Origin of the sequence: Advenella sp. S44 (assembly GCF_002810445.1) — a bacterium.
Taxonomy (GTDB): Bacteria; Pseudomonadota; Gammaproteobacteria; order Burkholderiales; family Burkholderiaceae_B; genus Advenella.
The window spans coordinates 109,466-127,591 of record NZ_NEXS01000010.1; the positions used below are offsets into that span (position 1 = coordinate 109,466).

The following is an 18,126-nucleotide window of genomic DNA, read 5'->3' on the forward strand; positions in this document are numbered from 1 at the left end:
ATTCTTTGTTTGATCTCATAATTAAAGTGTGTAAACTTATTATTGCTTGACACCTCTTGCGCAATGAATATGAATCCTACCTCTGCCCGCCCCTTTATCCTATCGGTCAACAACCAGAGCCACACCGTGTCAGTCGAGCCTGACTCCCCGTTGCTTTATGTCCTGCGTAATGACCTGGCACTCAACGGCCCCAAATTCGGCTGTGGGCTGGGCGAATGCGGCGCCTGTACGGTCCTGGTCGATGGCGTGGCTGCGCGCGCCTGCGTGATTCCGGTCAGTGTTATCGAAGAACGCGAGGTGACCACCCTTGAAGGACTCAGCGAAAATGGCCGACCCAATGCCGTTGCACAGGCTTTTATTGATAACCAGGCTGCGCAATGCGGTTACTGCCTCAACGGCATGATCATGACGGTGCAGGCCCTATTGAACCGCAATCCCCAGGCCAGTGAAGGACAAATTCGTAACGAACTGCGTCATAATTTATGCCGTTGCGGCACCCATGTGGAAATCATGGCAGCGGCAATTGCAGCGGTCAGGAGGCAGCCATGAGCCAGGATCTGGCTACGCCGGCCGCTTCGGGCGCCAGCCCCCTGCCGCACAACAATGGCTATACGGATCTGACAGTACCGTCGGGCGCGCAACTGCTACACGGTGTCGTACTGCGGCCGCCGAACTGGGCACAAGACATTCAAACAAACCATGTTGCTCAATTGCAGTCGCTCGATAGCGAGCGCGCCGCCCGCGTGCCGGGCGTGGTTCATTGCGTCGCCCGAGGCAGCTTTGTCGGCGTCGTGGCCGCCCAGCGCGCGCAGGCACAGCAGGCCTGCGCATTGCTTGACGCAAGCTGGCTTACGCCGCTTGCGTCCGGTGCTCAGTTGCAAACAACAAGAGAGCAACCGGCCACCGCAGCGACAGCGGACACGGTCCGGTCTGCGACCCGCTATGAATGGAAAAACCATCAGGCAAACGATACTCCCGATTGGGCCATCGCATGGCATCAGAACGATCAGATTACAGTTTGGGTTAACACCTGTCGCACTGCGGCGCTTGAACATGAACTGGCGACGCTGCTGGGACTGTCGCCCGAGTCTGTCAGGATTGTGCAGCATGGCGAGCAAACCCACGATGGCCTGCAGACGGCGGTTGAAGCCGCGCTTCTGGCCTGGGGGCTGCACCACCCGGTCCGCGTTCAGGCCGCTCATGCTCCCGCCCCACTAGCATTGGACGTTAACGAACAGCATGGTGCCACAGGCGAACGACAACGCCCGCGCGACCTGCAGCAATGGCGCATCAATGCCCTGGACCCGCGCGGCCCTTCCATTGCCGGCCGTTTATGCGGTCTGGACAATACGTCGATTGGCGGCATGACATTGCTCACCGAGTATGGCACCGCGCCCGTCGCCACAAGCGATACCAACCTGGTCACCACCGATCCATACAGCTACATGGCGGCCACGGTTTTTGCGCAGGAATCGCACTTCGACGAATACTGCGGGATTCATCAGCTGGATCCCGTACAAGCCCGCCTGGAACAGATCAGCAGCGACCGGGGGCAGCAACTGATCAAGCGGGTCGCACAACAGGCCGGCTGGGACACAGGGGCCCCGGCTGTTCCGACAGCGAAAGCAACAGGCCTTGGTCGCGGCATCGCCTATAGCCACATCGTTGATAACGACAGGAATCCACCCCAGGAAATGTGGTCGGCTTGGGCCGTTGAACTGGCCGTGGATTCGCGCAGCGGCGCGCTTTCGGTAAGCAAGCTGACGGTGGGTCATGACGCCAACCACACACAAGCGCCGTCTGCCAGTACCCCGCAAGCGCAGCGTGCCCTCAAAGACCGCCTGGGCAAATGGACGCAATCGCTTTTAGGACAGGCAGGATATAGCAACAGCGCCGCATCGCATGCACAAGATGAGCCACGCGATGTGGCGCTGCCGGAGGTACAGGTTGTCAACAGCACGCGCTCGCTGGATCAGCCCGTTGCCTGGGGCCCTAGCGTGGAACTGCCCGCAGCGGCGGCCATTGCCAATGCCATCTATAGCGCGACCGGGCTGCGCATCCGCGAAACGCCCTTCACCCTGCCCACACTGTCTCTGGACGCGCAGCAACCATCAAAACGCAGCGGACGCTGGCGTAAAAGCTGGCTGGGGGGCCTGATGACTGCCGCTGCCAGTACCCTTGTGGTTGCCGCAGCGTGGCGTCCCAGCATCCCGCCCGTGAGTCGGGTCGACACTTCCATTTTTTCCGCGCAGGCGATTGAGCGCGGCCGGCTGGTCGCCATTGCCGGCGACTGCATGGTGTGCCATACGGCGCCGGACGGACAGACTAACGCCGGCGGCCTTGGGCTGGAGACACCCTTCGGTACCATCTACACAACCAACATAACACCAGACCGGGAAACCGGTATCGGCGCCTGGTCATATAAAGCGTTCGAACGCGCCATGCGTGAAGGCATTCATCGTGACGGCAAGCATTTGTACCCGGCCTTTCCCTATACCGCCTACGCAAAAATGTCCGATGAAGACTTGCAATCGCTTTATGCCTATTTGATGACCCAGCCGGCAATCGCGGCGCCAAATAAGCAAACGCAACTGCCCTTCCCCATGAACCTGCGACCCCTGATTGCAGGGTGGAATATGCTGTTTCACCGGGACCGGCAAGCCTACGCGCCAGATCCCGAGAAAAGTCCGCTCTGGAACCGCGGCGCCTATCTGGTAAACAGCAGTGGACATTGCGCCGCCTGTCATACGCCACGCAATGCGCTGGGTGCCGAAAAATCAGGGAAGAATAACTTTCTGGCCGGTGGCTTTGCCGACAACTGGGAAGCGCCGGCGCTTAACAAGCTGTCGTCCTCTCCGATCCCGTGGACAGAACAGGAACTGTTTCAGTATCTGCGCACCGGCTATTCTCCGTTGCATGGGGTCGCCGCCGGGCCGATGGGACCGGTTGTTGCGGGACTGGCGCAACTGCCCGAAGCCGATGTGCAGGCCATGGCCCATTACCTGGCCAGCCTGAATCCGGCGGCAGCCGAATCGCAAAGCAGTCATGCTGCAATGGCCGCCAGGCTGGAGGCGGCCAGCCAGACGAGTGAACAGACGCGACTGATGCCAGGCGAAACGCTATTTAACGGGGCCTGTGCGGTCTGTCACGATTCAGGCAGCGGACCGGTATTATTTGGCGCGCGGCCCTCGCTTGCCCTGAACAGCAATCTGCACAGCGACCACCCGGACAATGTGATCCAAGTGCTGATGCATGGCATTACCCAACCGGCACAGGCAAACTTAAGCTCAATGCCTGGGTTCAAAAACAGCATGAGTGATGCGCAAATGGAATCTCTATTGCAGTACATGCGCGCCCGCTTTGCGCCGGACAAACCAGCCTGGAATGATTTGCGTGAAAAAATTGCGAATATCAGGCAACAGCCCGGGCACCGTTGACGGCGGTCAAAATATGCCGCCAGGCCTTTACCCAGGCGGCATTCCGGGCTGGTCGCTTATTCGCCGTGTAGACCGCTGGCGTTCATCTTTTGCAATAAATACACAATAGCCACCTGCTCGGCAGGATTGAGCCTTCCCATGGTCAGCCGGCTGATTTCCCGAGCACGCGGAATCGTGCGCGACAACAACGCTTCGCCTTCGGTAGTCAGGCTGGCGATCACTTTGCGTTTATCCAGCCTGCCAGGCGAGAGCGCAATCAGGCCGCGCGCTTTCAGGCGGTTGATGATACCCCTGATGGTCGCCTGATCAATCGCTGTGGCCTCTACCAGCTCCGCCTGGGAACTGCGCCCTCGGTCCCGCAAGGCGCACAGCGTGACAAACTGAATGGCCGTCAGCTGGTCATCGCCCACATTCTGTTGAAAAATGGCCGTGTGACGCTGCACCGCCTTGCGCAATAAGTGTCCGACCTGCTGGGTTACATCATACGGCGCGCTGGAACGCTCTGCTTCTGCTTCAGGTTGCTCGTGTTTTTTGGACATAGTTCGGCTGCTCGTTTATTGACATAGTTAAGCGGTAATGTTGGTGCATCTAAAACTGTCACTCGATATTACTGATTATTAAGTATACCCGCTGGCGATACATGCACCTGGCAGCGTGACCGGTGGCCCATGAAGCCATCGCGTCCGAAAAACCGCAAGCGATGGCCGGGTTTGAATGCACATTTGTAGCTTACACACTATTTAATAGTATATAGCAATCATCATTAGCCGGACATAAAGCGCGTTAATAATGCCAATATTTGAGGCGGTGACGCGGGCACACGTCATTGACACTGCGGTCGCCATTGCCATTGCACGCGGCCGGCATCAACAGCCAAATTCAATACGGGTATTGTTGTTTCCATTGATAATCATCGGAAAATTTCAGTTGTGAATTGAACCTGAGGGCACAGGCACCATCGCCTGCTTAAATTCATATTGTGACAGACAACGCCCTGTTTATTTTTATTACATCAAATTGGCTCGCATACTCGTAAACCCCAATTCGATTCTGTTTTATTTCCCAACTTAAGTGTGTACACTCTTATTTGTTAGAAATGATGTTGAATTGGATAGTCAGGAGCAAAGTAATGAAAGATACAGTGAAAATTGCCATCGTCGGAGCAGGTCTCGGCGGGGCAGCAGCAGCAACCCTATTGCAAAAAGCAGGTTTTGACGTTGAAGTGTACGAACAGGCACCTGAATTTTCTCGATTGGGTGCCGGCATCCATGTCGGCCCCAACGCCATGAAAGTGTTTCGCCGCATGGGACTGGAAAAACAGCTGGAGCAAATGGGTTCGCATCCGGATTTCTGGTTCAGCCGCGATGGTCAGAGTGGCGACTATTTGTCCCGCATTCCACTGGGCGCCTGGGCGAAAAAAGAATACGGCGCCTCTTATATCACCATCCACCGTGGCGACATGCACGCCCTGCAGATTTCCAGCATTAAGCCAGGCACGGTCCACTTTGGCAAAAAACTGGAAACGCTTGACGACGATGGTGACAAGGTGCAACTGGGTTTTGCCGACGGCACGCGGGTCACGGCAGACATTGTGATCGGCGCCGATGGCATTTATTCAAAAATTCGCGAGACGCTCCTTGGCGTGGAAGCCCCGACGTACAGCGGGTGGGTCGCGCATCGCGCCCTTATCCGTGGCGAGAATCTGGTCAAATATGCAGACCAATTCGAAGACTGCGTCAAGTGGTGGACCGAAGATCGCCACATGATGGTCTATTACACCACTGGCAGGCGCGACGAGTACTACTTTGTTACCGGCGTGCCTCATGAAGCCTGGGATTTCCAGGGCTCATTCGTGGACAGCTCCCAGCAAGAGATGCTGGCCGCATTCGACGACTATAACGAGACTGTGAAAAACTTGATTCGTTCCACGGAAAACATCACCAAGTGGCCGCTGCTTAACCGCAACCCACTGCCTATCTGGAGCCGGGGCCGGCTGGTCATGCTGGGCGACGCCTGCCATCCCATGAAGCCACACATGGCTCAGGGCGCCTGCATGGCAATCGAAGACGCCGCCATGCTGACGCGCTGCCTTGAGCAAACCGGACTTGGCGACTATCGAACCGCCTTCGAGCTATATGAAGCCAATCGCAAGGAGCGCGCTTCCAAGGTGCAGTCGGTCTCGAACGCAAATACTTTCCTGCTTAAACAGGAAGATCCCGGCTGGGTCTATGGCTACGACCTCTATGAGCAGGACCTGACTACGCAAAACGCCAGCGCAAACCTATAACTAACTGCCCGGATCCGGATGGCCTGTTCAACGCCTGTCATCCGGCTCTATTGTCTGTCATACGGACCCCTATCTCCCAGGAGACTTTTGACGTGAATACGACCACTTCAAACCCACCATTGCTCCAAACCGGCGAAACAAACCGGGATCTTTATACAAAAATTACCTGGCGCCTTATTCCTTTTCTGTGTTTTTGCTACCTTGCTGCATACTTGGACAGGATCAATGTTGGTTTTGCCAAATTGCAAATGGTGGAAGACTTGCAATTTAGCGTCACCGCCTACGGCCTGGGTGCGGGTCTGTTCTTTGTCGGCTACATTATTTTCGAAGTGCCCAGCAATCTGATTCTGGAAAAAGTGGGTGCGCGCATGTGGATCGCCCGCATCATGATCACCTGGGGCATTCTGTCTGGCCTGACCATGTTCGTAACAACGCCTACGCAGTTTTACACGTTGCGGTTTATCCTTGGCGCCGCCGAGGCAGGCTTTCTACCGGGCGTGCTGTATTACCTGACGACGTGGTATCCGACTTATCGCCGCGGGAAAATCATTGCCCTTTTCATGATCGGTCTGCCGCTATCGAGCGTCATTGGCGGGCCCATTTCAGGCTGGATCATGAACCATTTTGACCAGATGCATGGCTTGCGTGGCTGGCAGTGGTTGTTCCTGCTCGAATCCATTCCAAGTGTCTTGCTGGGCATCCTGACCTTCTGGGCCCTGCCTGACAATCATCACAAGGCCAAGTGGCTTAGCAAAGAAGAGCGAACGCTGCTGCAGCGTGATCTGGATCACGACAATGCCGAAGGGAAACACAGCAAACATTCATTCAAAGACGGTTTTTTCAATATCAAAGTATGGATGCTGGGCAGTATTGATTTTTCCATTCTGCTGGGCGCCTATGCCATCGGTTTCTGGATGCCGTCGTTTATCCGTAACGCCGGGGTGGCAGATACCTTTGACATAGGTTTGCTCACGGCCATTCCCAGTATTGCGGGTGTGATTGGCATGCTGGCCATCGGCGCCAGTTCTGATCACTATCGTGAGCGTCGCTGGCATTTGTCGGTCCCTCTGACGGTAGGCGCAATTGCGCTAACCTGCAGCACCTTTGTCTCTAGCAATCTGATCCTGACCGTTGTGACCTTTACCATTGCCTCTTGCGCATTGCTGGGTGCGGTGCCGGTCTTCTTCAGCCTGCCTGCGACCTTTCTTAAAGGCACTGCCGCGGCTACCGGTTTTGCCCTGGCTTGCTCCATCGCCAACATTGCCGGTCTGGTCAGCAATTCACTGATCGGCTGGGCAACCGACTTGACAGGCACCGCGCATGCCGCCTTATGGTTCTTTGCCATTTGCCTTTTGTTCAACGCCGTTCTGGTGATGGCAGCGTTCCCAGCCAGACTGGTTAACCGCTAATCACAAATGTAAAGTTGTTGCACAATGAAATAAAGCGCCTGCGATCCGCATATGGTCGCAAGCGCTTTTTAGTTTCTGAGCGCTCTAAGCCTAATGAACAGCACGGAACAACAAAGCGCCCACAGAGCGGCACTCCAAAAGCAGGGCTAAACGACCACCGTTGCAGGTGCAGCGGTTTAATCGAGCTGGAACGGAAGATTGCGTATCGACTTGCCCGTGATACTGGCAATGGCATTGGCAAATGCCGGCGCCAGCGGCGGAAGCCCGGGCTCTCCCATGCCGGTCGGAGGCTGCGCGCTCGGCACGATATGCACGTCAATATCGAAGGCATCGGTAATACGCGGCACGCTGAAGTCACCGAAATTACTCTGCTGCACCTGCCCATCCTTCAATGTAATGGCAGCCCCGGGCAAACACATGGACAAACCCATAATGGCGGCACCCTGCACCTGGGCTTGCACGCTGCGCGGATTGACCGCCAGATTGCAGTGCACGCCGACGGTCGCCCGATGCAACACCGGCTTGCCGTCTTGCACCGAAGCCTGCACCACGTACGCCACCACCGAACTAAAGGACTCGTGAACCGCCACGCCCCACGCGCGCCCGTCTGCCAATGGCGTTTTGCCATAGCCGCTTTGCTCGACCGCCAGTTGCAGCGCGGCCTTGTGGCGAGGGCTCTGGTCGCCGAACAGCGCCATCCGGTAAGCAACCGGGTCCTGTCTGGTGGCGCGTGCGATATCGTCGATCAGCGTTTCCATCACGAAGGCCGTATGGGTAGAGCCAACACTGCGCCACCATAAAACCGGCACATTGACTTTGGGATGATGCACGGTCAGTTGCATCGGCAGCGGATAGGGATCGCGCATTCCTTCCGTGGCGGTCGAGTCGATCCCATTTTTTATCATTCCCGCCTCAAATAAGGTACCCGCGACGATAGACTGGCCGACCAGCGCGTGTTCCCAGGCCAGCACCTTGCCCTGGTCATCAAAGCCGATACGCGCGCGGTGAAGATGCATGGGGCGGTAGTAGCCGCCCTTGATGTCGTCCTCGCGGCTCCATAGCGTGCGTATCGGACCATTGAGCCCCGCGGTACGTGCGGCATTGGCCACTTCACAGGCCATCACGACAAAATCGCTGGTGCCCACCCCGCGTCGGCCAAAACCGCCGCCGGCCGTCTGCACATGCACCTGAACCTGCTCGGGCTGCAGTCCCAACACCCGGGCCGCCGCCGCGCCATCAGTACCCGGAATTTGTGTGCCAACCCATAGCTGGGCATCATCCTGGCCCAACTGGACCGTACAATTGAGCGGTTCCATGGCTGCATGGGCCAGATACGGAAAAATAAATTCCGCTTCCAGTTGATGAGGCGCTGTTGCCAGGGGCGACATATCCGCTTCGAACTGCCGGGGACCAGGCTGCCCTGCCAGTTCGCGATACTGGGCCAACTGCTTTTCGCTATCGACCTTCTCGACACTGGTCGTATCCCACTGCAGCTTGAGCGCATCACGCCCCTGCGTCGCTTGCCAGTAGCCATCGGCAACGACTGCGACTCCTTGACCGCCGCCATCTAATGCCACGCGCAACACGGCTTTAACGCCCCTGACAGCGCGCGCCGCCGAATCGTCAACCGAAGTCAGTTTCCCGCCAAATACGGGCGGACGCGCCACCACCGCTGTCAGTTGTCCTGGCAGGTGCATGTCGATTCCGAAATCCTGCTTTCCGCTGCTTTTGGCTTCGGCATCGATGCGCGTGGTGGCCTTGCCGATAATCCGAAATTGCGCGGGATCCTTGAGCGTCACGGTCTCCGGCACGGGTAGCGCCATGGCCGCTTGCGCCAGTTCACCGTAACCGGCCTTTCGTCCCTCTGGGCCAAGCACCATGCCGGTTTCGGTGCGCAGCGTGGCAACATCCACGTCCCAACGCTCGGCTGCCGCAGCTATGAGCATAGCCCGGGCACGTGCGCCAAGCTCCCGGTACTGCGTGTAACTGTGCTTGATTGCTGTTGAGCCTCCGGTCAAGTGTATGCCGAACAGCGGATCGTGATAGGCGACATCGTTGCTGCCGTTACGGCTGCGCACCAGACTCCAGTCTGCGTCAAGCTCTTCGGCAAGAATCATGGGCAGGCCAGTCTGAACGCCCTGCCCGAACTCCAGGCGATTAATGGTCACTGTGACCTCGCCGCTAGGTGCAATATGCACGAACGCAGACGGCTGCTGCGTTGGCTTGAGCGTCGGGGCTGCAGTCCCGGTATCCTGCTGCGCCATGAGCAAATGAGGAAACGCGCCCAATGCTAGGCCGCCTGCGCCAACCATCTTCAGGAAACGGCGACGGGTAGGCGTTGCGTGGTCGTTGTCTGGTTCCCGCTCCAGAATGTGTTGCAATGCGCGGGGCAATTCGTTTTGGTAAGTTTTATTTGACATATGCAATTCCGATCAGGCAAGGGTTTGGGCGGCATCGGCGATGGCAGCGCGAATGCGGACATAAGTGCCACAGCGGCAGATATTGCCTGCCATGGCTGTGTCAATTTCGTCTGCCGTGGGCGGTGCGCCCTTGGGCCGGCTCTTGAGAAAGGCGGTCGCGCTCATGATCTGGCCGCTCTGGCAGTAGCCGCACTGCGCCACATCATGCTTGACCCAGGCGGCATGGACAGCGGCGCCAACCGGATCGCTGCCATCTGTCACCGCTTCAATGGTCGTGATTTTTTTGTCCTTGGCTGCAGAAACAGGCGTGACACAGGAACGAATAGCCTGGCCATCCAGGTGCACGGTACAGGCGCCGCAAAGCGCTGCACCACAACCGAATTTCGTGCCGTTCATTTGCAACGCATCGCGCAACGCCCAAAGAACCGGCGTGCCGGGGTCGACGTCAACGGTGTGGTCGCTGCCATTAATATTGAGGGTGCTCATGGTGTGATTGCGCTCCATAAATAGACTGCATCGGGGGATTCGCAACGTCTTGCATCGACGAAGGAATAAAAAAGTGACATCGGATTGAACATGTTGCCGGTGGCCACATGCACTACCAGGGCCGGACTGCGTGCGGCCGGTTGTCGAACTGCGCGGCTTATGCCTTGTGCCTCGTATTCGCAGCAAGCAAAGGCGGCATTGGGCAGGCGTGCTGTGATTTAAGCCTATTATAAGTACGGTTCTGTCCGGCCGATTGCACAATTTTCCGTAATCTTTGCCTATTTCGCCGAGCGCACTGTCCATCGCCATCTGCGCGCAGAACCTGGTCGCCACTATCAGCCAATAACCGCATCGCATTACGGTATTTCGGTCAGGCATGCCTTTATGGCTGTTATTGCCTTTTTCACTGGATTTTGGCGGTGTACCTACCCAGCTGCGCGGGCACTTGCAGCGCTTGCCGGCCGTTTGGACACATGTCGTATTTGAAGGATTGGAGGCGTTGCATGAGGATAGTAAAAACCGGGGACGACTACGCCGTCCGCGCTACCTTTCCTTGCACAGAAGGACGAAGTTTGCCGCGCACTTGATCAATCGATGTCATCATTGCGCCGGCGCACTGATCTCGGGCTGTGAAAGCTCGCCTGTCATGACTCGCATGCGCTTGATATCGCGTTGCGGAGGAGCGCCAAAAAGACGACTGTATTCGCGATTAAACTGTGAGGCGCTTTCATAACCGACCAGCCCGCCCACATGGCCGGCATCCAGATTCTGATTGAGCATCAATTGCCGCGCCTGCTGCAATCGCAACTGCTTCTGATACTGCAACGGACTCATGCCGGTAATGGCGCGAAAATGGTGGCGGAACGTAGACGAGCTCATGCCGGCCCTGGCCGCCAGTTCGTCGGCCTGCATCGGCTGCGTATAATTTTGTTTGAGCCAGGCCACGGCCCTGGCGATTTTCTGACTGGGCGAACCGACAGCCGCCAGATGCAGCAACTGTGGGCCGTGTGGGCCGGTCAGCAGGCGAATCGTGATTTCCTGCTGGACCAGTGGCGCCAGCCGCGGCGCCAATGCCGGTTCATTCAGCAGATTGACCAGTCTCATTAACGCGTCAGATAAAGCGCTATCCATCTTTTGCACCGTCACGGGCAGACAGGCGCTGTCCTTGCCGGGTCCCAGCAATTGCATCTCAGTAGCAAGCTGCACAATGGAATGAGCATCCAGCGCCAGCATCAGACCAAGAAACGGCTGCTGCATACTAGCCTGTGTAACGCGCGAGAGCACGGGCAGATCAATGGTGGCCAGCAGACATTGACTGGGACCATAGTCGACCACGCGGTCAACGAGCGTGACCTGCTTGGCCCCCTGGGCGACAACGCCCAACCCGAAACCATAAACGCAGTGCAGCGGCTCGGTGGGTGACTGGCGGCGATGGAACGTCAGGGACGGGATAGCCGTGGCGTGATCCCCCTCGGTATGCGCAAACGCGTCGATTGCCTGTGCCAGGGCACTCATTATGTGACCTCGAAAGTTGATGATATTGCGCAAGTGTACACGACCCATTTGGCCCATGCTGAACCTGGCAAGCGTTTATGACGCCTGCTGGTATCTTGTCTTAACCCTATGTCGATTGTGATTATGCGCATGCCAAAGCAAGCCTGACCAGTCCTGATCACAGCTGCAATCATAGTTTCGGCTACGCCCTTGGCTATAATACCGGATCATGCATGGAGCCACGATTTGACCAAGACCGATAAAAACGTAAAGCTGCTTCAGATCCCTGGCGTTGTCTCACTGCTTTGGGTCATCGCGCTTGGCATCGGAAGCTTTAGCCTTCTTCTGCCCCTGTCCCCGGCCTGGGCGATCAGAGGCGGCGCCAGCGAAGCGGCCGCAGGCAGCGTGACTGCAATTCTCATGGCCTTTACCATCCTTACCCAATTGTCGGTTAACTGGGCGCTCAAGCGCTTCGGCTGGGCCGCAGTACTGGGTGCCGGCCTATTCTGCCTTGGTGCGCCTGCCCTATTGCAAGCGACATCATTGGGTCTGCCAGCCCTTCTAATATCGAGCGCTGTGCGCGGAATCGGTTTTGGCATATTGACCGTGGGCGGAGCAACAGCCATCGCACTGCTTGTGCCGGCGGCGCAGCGTGGTGCGGCGGTTGGCATCTACGGCCTGGCGGTGGCAGGCCCGCAGCTTGTCCTTGTCTCGTCGGCTCCCATACTTGAGCAGCATTTGGGAAGGCTGCTGATCACGTTGCTTGCCACCCTGCCCGTACTTGGCCTGTTCTGGACAAGCGCGCTCGGGCGACTGTTGAATGATCGAACACGATCAGCAGACGCCCCGAACGCAGAAAATACAAAAGCGCCCCAGTCTACGCTCACCCTGATACTTCCGGTCTTGTTATCACTCTTCATCGTGACCAGCAGCGGCGGCGCCATATTGACCTTCGCCAGTCAAATCACGGCCGATGCATCATCTGCGACCATCGCGCTGCTGTGCCTGACCGGCTTTGCAACGCCCACCCGCTGGGCCTTCGGCTCCATGAGTGATCGTTATCCGACCAAGTATCTGATCCTGGGATTGGCAGTGGTCTGCTTCCTGGCCATGGCTGCGCTTAGTGCTTCCTTGCTAAGCTCAAGTATTGCCCAGGGCCTGCTGCTGCTTTATCTTGGAAGTACTCTGCTGGGTGTCTCCTACGGCGGGATGCAAAGCGCCACACTGGTTTGCGCCTATCGGCTGGCAGGTAATGCTCACCTGGCCCGGGTTTCGGTGCTTTGGAATGTGACGTTCGATCTGGGCACCGGGGTCGGCGCAATGCTGACCGGCCTCATCGCAGCAACCACGGGATTTGCGGCCGCTTTCGGCTTTCTTAGCGTCGCAGCAATCGTGAGCGCACTTGTGGTGATAAAAACCCTTAAGCCAACGGCAATGTCAGATCCACATTGATGTTGGCCTGCGATTGATCGATGTCAGTCTGGCGCTGATTGCTGACCTGGAACCGATTGCTGTTGACTTCAGAACGCTTGATATTCGCAAGGGACCGATTGCTGTCGACGCAGGCATGCCCAGTATGCACATTGCCCGCAGCGCGACAGTTCCTAGAAATTATCGAGCACGGCGCCAGTGCTTGCCGGCGACGCATTGAACGCAAATTTGGCTTGAACGCCCCGCGTATAGCGGGGCTTGGGCGCCGTCCACTTTGCCCTGCGCGCGTCGATTTCCGTGTCGGCAACATTCACCTGCAACAACAGCTGGTGCGCGTCAATCGTGATGGAATCGCCTTCCTGAACCAGGGCGATCGTTCCACCGATGGCCGCTTCAGGCGTTACATGCCCCACGACCATTCCCCATGTCCCGCCCGAGAAGCGCCCGTCGGTTATCAATCCGACAGAGTCACCCAGCCCCGCACCAATCAGCGCGCCCGTCGGGGCCAGCATTTCCGGCATGCCCGGGCCGCCCTTGGGACCCAGATAGCGCAACACCATGACATCGCCAGCCTGAATCTTGCCGTCCATGATGGCTTTGAGCGCGGATTGCTCATCGTCAAACACGCGCGCCGGGCCGGTAATGACCGGATTTTTCAAACCCGTTATTTTTGCCACTGCGCCGTCGGGCGACAAATTGCCCTTGAGGATGGCCAAATGGCCTTGCCGGTACAAGGCCTTATCAATTGTCATAATGACCTGTTGATCTGCCGCGGGAGTATCCGGTACGTTTTGAAGCACCTGGGCAATAGTCTGACCTGTAATCGTGATGCAGTCGCCATTGATCAGTCCCGCATTCAACAGGATTTTCATCACTTGCGGCACGCCGCCTGCCTTGTGAAAATCCACAGCAAGATAGTGCCCGCTAGGCTTCAGGTCACAAATGACCGGGACGCGCTGACGTACACGCTCGAAGTCGTCAATACGCCAGTCTACGCCTGCCGCGTGAGCAATCGCCAATATATGCAACACTGCATTGGTAGACCCCCCGGTCGCCATGATGACGCTGACCGCATTCTCAATCGACTGGCGGGTCACGATATCTCGCGGCTTCAGATCGTGCTCGATCGCCTTGAGCAGGACCCGCGCCGACTCGGCGGCAGAGTCCGTTTTCTCATCGTGCACATTGGCCATCGTGGATGAATACGGCAGGCTCATGCCCATGGCTTCAAATGCCGAACTCATGGTATTGGCGGTGTACATGCCGCCGCAAGAGCCGGGGCCGGGAATCGCATGCAACTCGATCTGCTTGAGCTGCTCGTCGCTCATACGGCCCGCTGCGTTCTCGCCAACGGCCTCAAACACACTAACGATGTTCAGGTCTTTATTGTTCAAGCGTCCTGGCAAAATCGTGCCACCGTACACATAGATGGAGGGTACGTTGGCGCGCAGCATGCCCATCATGCCGCCGGGCATGTTCTTGTCACAGCCGCCAATGACAACAACCCCATCCATCCACTGTCCTTGCACGCAGGTTTCAACGCAGTCGGCAATGACTTCGCGTGAAACCAGCGAATATTTCATGCCTTCAGTGCCCATGGCCATGCCGTCTGAAATGGTAGGCGTACCAAACACCTGGGCATTGCCACCTGACGATTCAATGGCTTCGATCGCCGCATCGGCCAGCTTTTGCAGGCCACTGTTACAGGGCGTGATGGTGCTGTAGCCATTGGCCACGCCCACCATGGGTTTGTCGAAATCTTCTTCCTTGTATCCCAAAGCGTAATACATGGAGCGGTTCGGCGCGCGAGCCGGACCCTGGGTAATATTTGCGGAGCGCAGACGTTTGGATGAGGTCATGGCCTTCCTTTTTGGTATGAGGGGGATGAAAAGCCGGCGCGACAGGCCCGGCTTCGTACGATGAACTCAAGTTTACGTCATTGTCGGCCACGCGTCGCGATCGCAGGGCCTGGCTCGCAGAATCGGCCTGCCTGGCCCGGTCAATGTCTTTGACCAAAATCAGAGTGACAAGTGACAAGCGGCAAGCAGCAAGCCATGAAATTATATCGATTTTGAATACTCGCGCCGTAACGCTAAATCTGGCCGTGATTCGTTGACTCCATCATGTCAATCGCCCGGGCCGTTTTAATAATTCAATAAATTTTGAACGGTCTGATCACGATTGCAAGGAATCGAGAACCCGTTGTGAGATACGGCAACGATGCCATATCTCACCATATGCGGTCTGCAACAGGCCTTGCACTACTGACTTAAGAAGTCTGCATTTGCAACGGACCTGCCGCAATCAGATTATGGCTGTGTTGCAGGCGCTTGTGCGGCGGGCATGGAGTCTGAACCCTGCATTGGCTCAGTAGTTGTAGTGGGAGCGGTTGACTCCATGGGCGCAGTCGCTCCTGCAGTTGGTTCGGTTGTGGCACCGGAATCATAGCCATTGCCTGCACAACCGGCCAGTCCGATCACGCCTGCAACAGTGGCAACCATAAACAGTGAGCGAGTCAATTTTTTCGTCATATAACTTTCCTTTGAAGATGCGTTTACAAATCTAGCGTCCCCATTGTTCGCACTTTCAAAGGGCAGGTCATTACAGAGCATCATTAAATACGTGATTTTGTAATCGCAGAAAGCACCGATTTTTCCCGTTTTATTTTGTATATGGATGATTCGCAACGAAAAAAGCCGGCAAGAGACCTGAGTGCCGGTGTCTTACTCTTTAACGATTTAAGAACGAATATACGTAACATTAAGCGTTCAGCGCGTTTTTTGGCGTGCCAAGAACCTTATTGCTCAACGGGTGCCCGTTGTTGCAAAGAAGACCTTTTCGTCGGGATGTGAAACATGAACACCGAAACCGGTTTCCCCCTGGGCGAGGTCCGGGCGCAGCGTTAACTCCGGAATGCAATAGTCCCCGGCGTTCTGCTTGCGAAACGCAATGGGCTCTGCAGTCCAAAGCGTATCCAGCCGCTGTCCGAGTTCATCGCACACATTGGCAAACGCCGCAGCATCGATCTTACCCGTGCGGTAGATCACATGCGGTGGCAGCACATCAAAGCCTGGATAAAACAGAATACCGTGCTGAATGGGAAACAGGATGTCATTGATGGGGCCATTAATGCCACGCGGCTCATAGTGCGACGGCCAGCCACCGGCGGTTACCACCAGCATGGCGCGTTTGCCGGCCAGCACCCCTTGCCCGAAACGGTCGCCCCAATGGGTGTCCGAGTGCTCCCCCACGCCGTAGGCAAAACCGTAGGCATAGACGCGATCGACCCAGCCTTTGAGAATCGCCGGCATTGAATACCACCAAAGCGGAAATTGCAAAATGACCGCATCGGCCCACAGCAGCTTATTTTGCTCCTGTTCAATGTCGATGCTTTGCGTGCCGTTCTCGAACGCCTGCTTGGAATCATAAGAAGGATCAAAGCGCGCGCCCGGTGTCGGTGAGCGATTGTCCTGGGGATCCAGTGCCGGCTTCCACTGCATGGCATACAAATCCGAGACCTGGACCGTATGGCCTGCAAGCGCCAGCCGCTGGACAACAAAATTTTTTATCGACCCATTCAACGAACGGGGCTCGGGGTGTGCATAAACGACAAGCACATTCATGATGCGGTCCTCTTTTGAAAATGAATACGCATACGATACGGTTTTCTTCGATATAATAGAAATGAATTTCTTAAATTTCAGGTATTTCCATGAGCAATTCCTTGCGGCGCCTGGATCTAAATTTACTGGTCACGCTGGACGCTCTGCTGGCCGAGCATAACGTCACCCGGGCAGCCGAGCGCTTGCATCTGGCCCAGCCGACCGTCAGCTTGCAACTTGCCAGATTGCGGGAAACCTTCGGCGATCCGTTATTGTTGCCGGGACCGCGGGGTATGCGGCCCACCGCCCGTGCCGATCAATTGCGGGAGCCGCTACGACAGGCGCTCGAAGCATTAACGCAGGCCGTGACGCCATCGGGTCCATTCGACCCGACCCGAAGCAAGCAAACCTGGCGCGTGGCGGCTTCGGACTACGGCGAAACCAGCATTTTGCTACCAGCGTTGAAAGGGTTACGTACTAAGGCGCCCAATACGCGCATGGCGATCGTGGCGCTTAATCCCCAGGCGCTGGCCAGTCAGGCAGAACAGGCGCAAATCGATCTTGCGTTTCACATCAGCTCGGAAGCGCCGCTGCAGCTGCGACGCCGTTCCTTATTTACTGAAACCTATGTCCTCGCAGCGCGTGTGGGCCATCCCGCATTACAAAGTACACTAACCGTAGCGCAGTTCTGCAAGCTGGACCATGTCATTGTTTCACCTGACAATGGCGGCTTTCATGGCGTGACCGATACAGCGCTGGCTGCGTGCGGCCTGGCCCGGCGCGTTGCCCTGTCGGTACCGCATTTTCTGTTTCTTGAGGCAGTGCTGGCCAACACCGATCTGGTGGCGATGGTTCCATCCCGGCTGGTCAGGCACAATACGGCGCTGCAGGTTGTTGAGTCTCCGCTGGAGGTACCAGGCTTCGAAATGCTCATGCTCTGGCATGAGCGTGTCCATCGCGACCCGTCTCATCAATGGTTGCGCGAACATATTGTGCGTTTTTTGTAAACCGCCCAGATTCCTGCAAAGGTAGGCCCGGGCCTGACACAAACCGCAGCAATGTCCTTTGCTGTCATTCTGAAAAGATATAATTTGCAGACCCACTCTTTGCCGAGAATTTATGTTCAATATCTATCTTATTCTTGCCGTCTCAATCTGTGCCGAGACCCTTGCCACCACGATGATGAAAGCATCTCACGGATTCACCCGATTAGGTCCGAGCATGGTTGTGGTTATCGGCTACGCCATTTCCTTTTATGGTCTGTCACAGGTCGTAAAAACGATGAATATCGGCATAGCCTATGCAATCTGGGGCGGCATGGGCATCTTTCTTGTATCGATCATGTCATTCCTCTTTTACAAACAGCGGCTCGATTTGCCGGCAATTGTGGGTATGCTGTTCATTGCACTTGGCATTATTATCATTCAGCTTTTTTCAAAATCGGTCACGCATTGAGGTGTTGTTGACGGGGAGCAGAGTCCAACGCAGGAATGGGCAGCGGCCCGAGCCCTCGGCCTTTCTGCGTGGCCCGGATGCGCATCGCGTACCCGGGCCAGCTGC

At 56.6% G+C, this 18,126-nt stretch carries 14 protein-coding genes; 7 read left to right on the top strand and 7 right to left on the bottom strand.

Annotated features, from left to right (window positions below):
- Positions 1–69: 69 nt before the first annotated feature.
- Both CAP48_RS17010 and CAP48_RS17015 read left to right on the top strand, forming a co-directional pair.
- Complete coding sequence (locus tag CAP48_RS17010) at positions 70–549, top strand: (2Fe-2S)-binding protein (protein ID WP_100698914.1); 480 nt, start codon at positions 70–72, stop codon at positions 547–549.
- Positions 546–3,437: a c-type cytochrome gene (locus tag CAP48_RS17015; RefSeq protein WP_161495292.1), complete on the top strand. Its 2,892-nt coding sequence runs from the start codon at positions 546–548 to the stop codon at positions 3,435–3,437. The genes CAP48_RS17010 and CAP48_RS17015 overlap by 4 nt, the downstream gene beginning before the upstream one ends.
- 56 nt (positions 3,438–3,493) lie before the next feature.
- On the opposite strand, the gene CAP48_RS17020 is transcribed toward CAP48_RS17015, so the two are convergent.
- A complete protein-coding gene (locus CAP48_RS17020) occupies positions 3,494–3,976 on the bottom strand; it encodes a MarR family winged helix-turn-helix transcriptional regulator (protein WP_100698918.1) in 483 nt (160 codons plus the stop codon).
- A gap of 590 nt (positions 3,977–4,566) precedes the next feature.
- On the opposite strand from CAP48_RS17020, the gene CAP48_RS17025 reads away from it, so the two are divergent.
- The gene (locus CAP48_RS17025; RefSeq protein WP_100698920.1) at positions 4,567–5,724 is read left to right on the top strand and encodes an FAD-dependent monooxygenase; all 1,158 of its coding nucleotides are present in this window, start codon (positions 4,567–4,569) and stop codon (positions 5,722–5,724) included.
- 92 nt (positions 5,725–5,816) lie between these two features.
- Positions 5,817–7,133, top strand: coding sequence for an MFS transporter (locus tag CAP48_RS17030; RefSeq protein ID WP_100698922.1), 1,317 nt, complete (start codon positions 5,817–5,819; stop codon positions 7,131–7,133).
- 176 nt (positions 7,134–7,309) lie between these two features.
- On the opposite strand, the gene CAP48_RS17035 is transcribed toward CAP48_RS17030, so the two are convergent.
- The 3 genes from CAP48_RS17035 to CAP48_RS17045 form a co-directional block, all read right to left on the bottom strand.
- On the bottom strand, positions 7,310–9,553 hold the full coding sequence (locus CAP48_RS17035; protein WP_100698924.1) for a xanthine dehydrogenase family protein molybdopterin-binding subunit: 2,244 nt from the start codon (positions 9,551–9,553) through the stop codon (positions 7,310–7,312).
- 12 nt (positions 9,554–9,565) lie between these two features.
- Positions 9,566–10,039 carry a (2Fe-2S)-binding protein gene (locus CAP48_RS17040; protein ID WP_100699207.1) on the bottom strand — a complete coding sequence of 158 codons (474 nt, stop codon included), beginning with the start codon at positions 10,037–10,039 and terminating at the stop codon, positions 9,566–9,568.
- 600 nt (positions 10,040–10,639) lie between these two features.
- A complete protein-coding gene (locus CAP48_RS17045) occupies positions 10,640–11,554 on the bottom strand; it encodes an AraC family transcriptional regulator (RefSeq protein WP_100699208.1) in 915 nt (304 codons plus the stop codon).
- A gap of 225 nt (positions 11,555–11,779) precedes the next feature.
- Between CAP48_RS17045 and CAP48_RS17050 the strand changes: the two genes are divergently transcribed.
- Positions 11,780–12,985 carry an MFS transporter gene (locus CAP48_RS17050; RefSeq protein ID WP_161495293.1) on the top strand — a complete coding sequence of 402 codons (1,206 nt, stop codon included), beginning with the start codon at positions 11,780–11,782 and terminating at the stop codon, positions 12,983–12,985.
- Positions 12,986–13,137: 152 nt separating this feature from the next.
- Here the strand turns inward: CAP48_RS17050 and ilvD are convergent, their stop codons facing one another.
- The 3 genes from ilvD to CAP48_RS17065 all read right to left on the bottom strand — a co-directional run bounded on the left by ilvD (position 13,138) and on the right by CAP48_RS17065 (position 16,587).
- Positions 13,138–14,823, bottom strand: coding sequence for a dihydroxy-acid dehydratase (gene ilvD, locus CAP48_RS17055; RefSeq protein WP_100698928.1), 1,686 nt, complete (start codon positions 14,821–14,823; stop codon positions 13,138–13,140).
- A 450-nt stretch (positions 14,824–15,273) separates the two neighbouring features.
- Positions 15,274–15,495 carry a hypothetical protein gene (locus CAP48_RS17060; protein WP_100698930.1) on the bottom strand — a complete coding sequence of 74 codons (222 nt, stop codon included), beginning with the start codon at positions 15,493–15,495 and terminating at the stop codon, positions 15,274–15,276.
- A 273-nt stretch (positions 15,496–15,768) separates the two neighbouring features.
- Positions 15,769–16,587 (bottom strand): NAD(P)H-dependent oxidoreductase, encoded by an 819-nt coding sequence (locus tag CAP48_RS17065; protein WP_100698932.1) that lies wholly within the window; start codon positions 16,585–16,587, stop codon positions 15,769–15,771.
- Between the two features lie 89 nt (positions 16,588–16,676).
- Here CAP48_RS17065 and CAP48_RS17070 point away from each other — a divergent pair, with 89 nt between their 5' ends.
- Positions 16,677–17,573 carry a LysR family transcriptional regulator gene (locus CAP48_RS17070; RefSeq protein ID WP_100698934.1) on the top strand — a complete coding sequence of 299 codons (897 nt, stop codon included), beginning with the start codon at positions 16,677–16,679 and terminating at the stop codon, positions 17,571–17,573.
- A gap of 112 nt (positions 17,574–17,685) precedes the next feature.
- On the top strand, positions 17,686–18,021 hold the full coding sequence (locus CAP48_RS17075) for a multidrug efflux SMR transporter (protein ID WP_100698936.1): 336 nt from the start codon (positions 17,686–17,688) through the stop codon (positions 18,019–18,021).
- Positions 18,022–18,126: the final 105 nt, after the last annotated feature.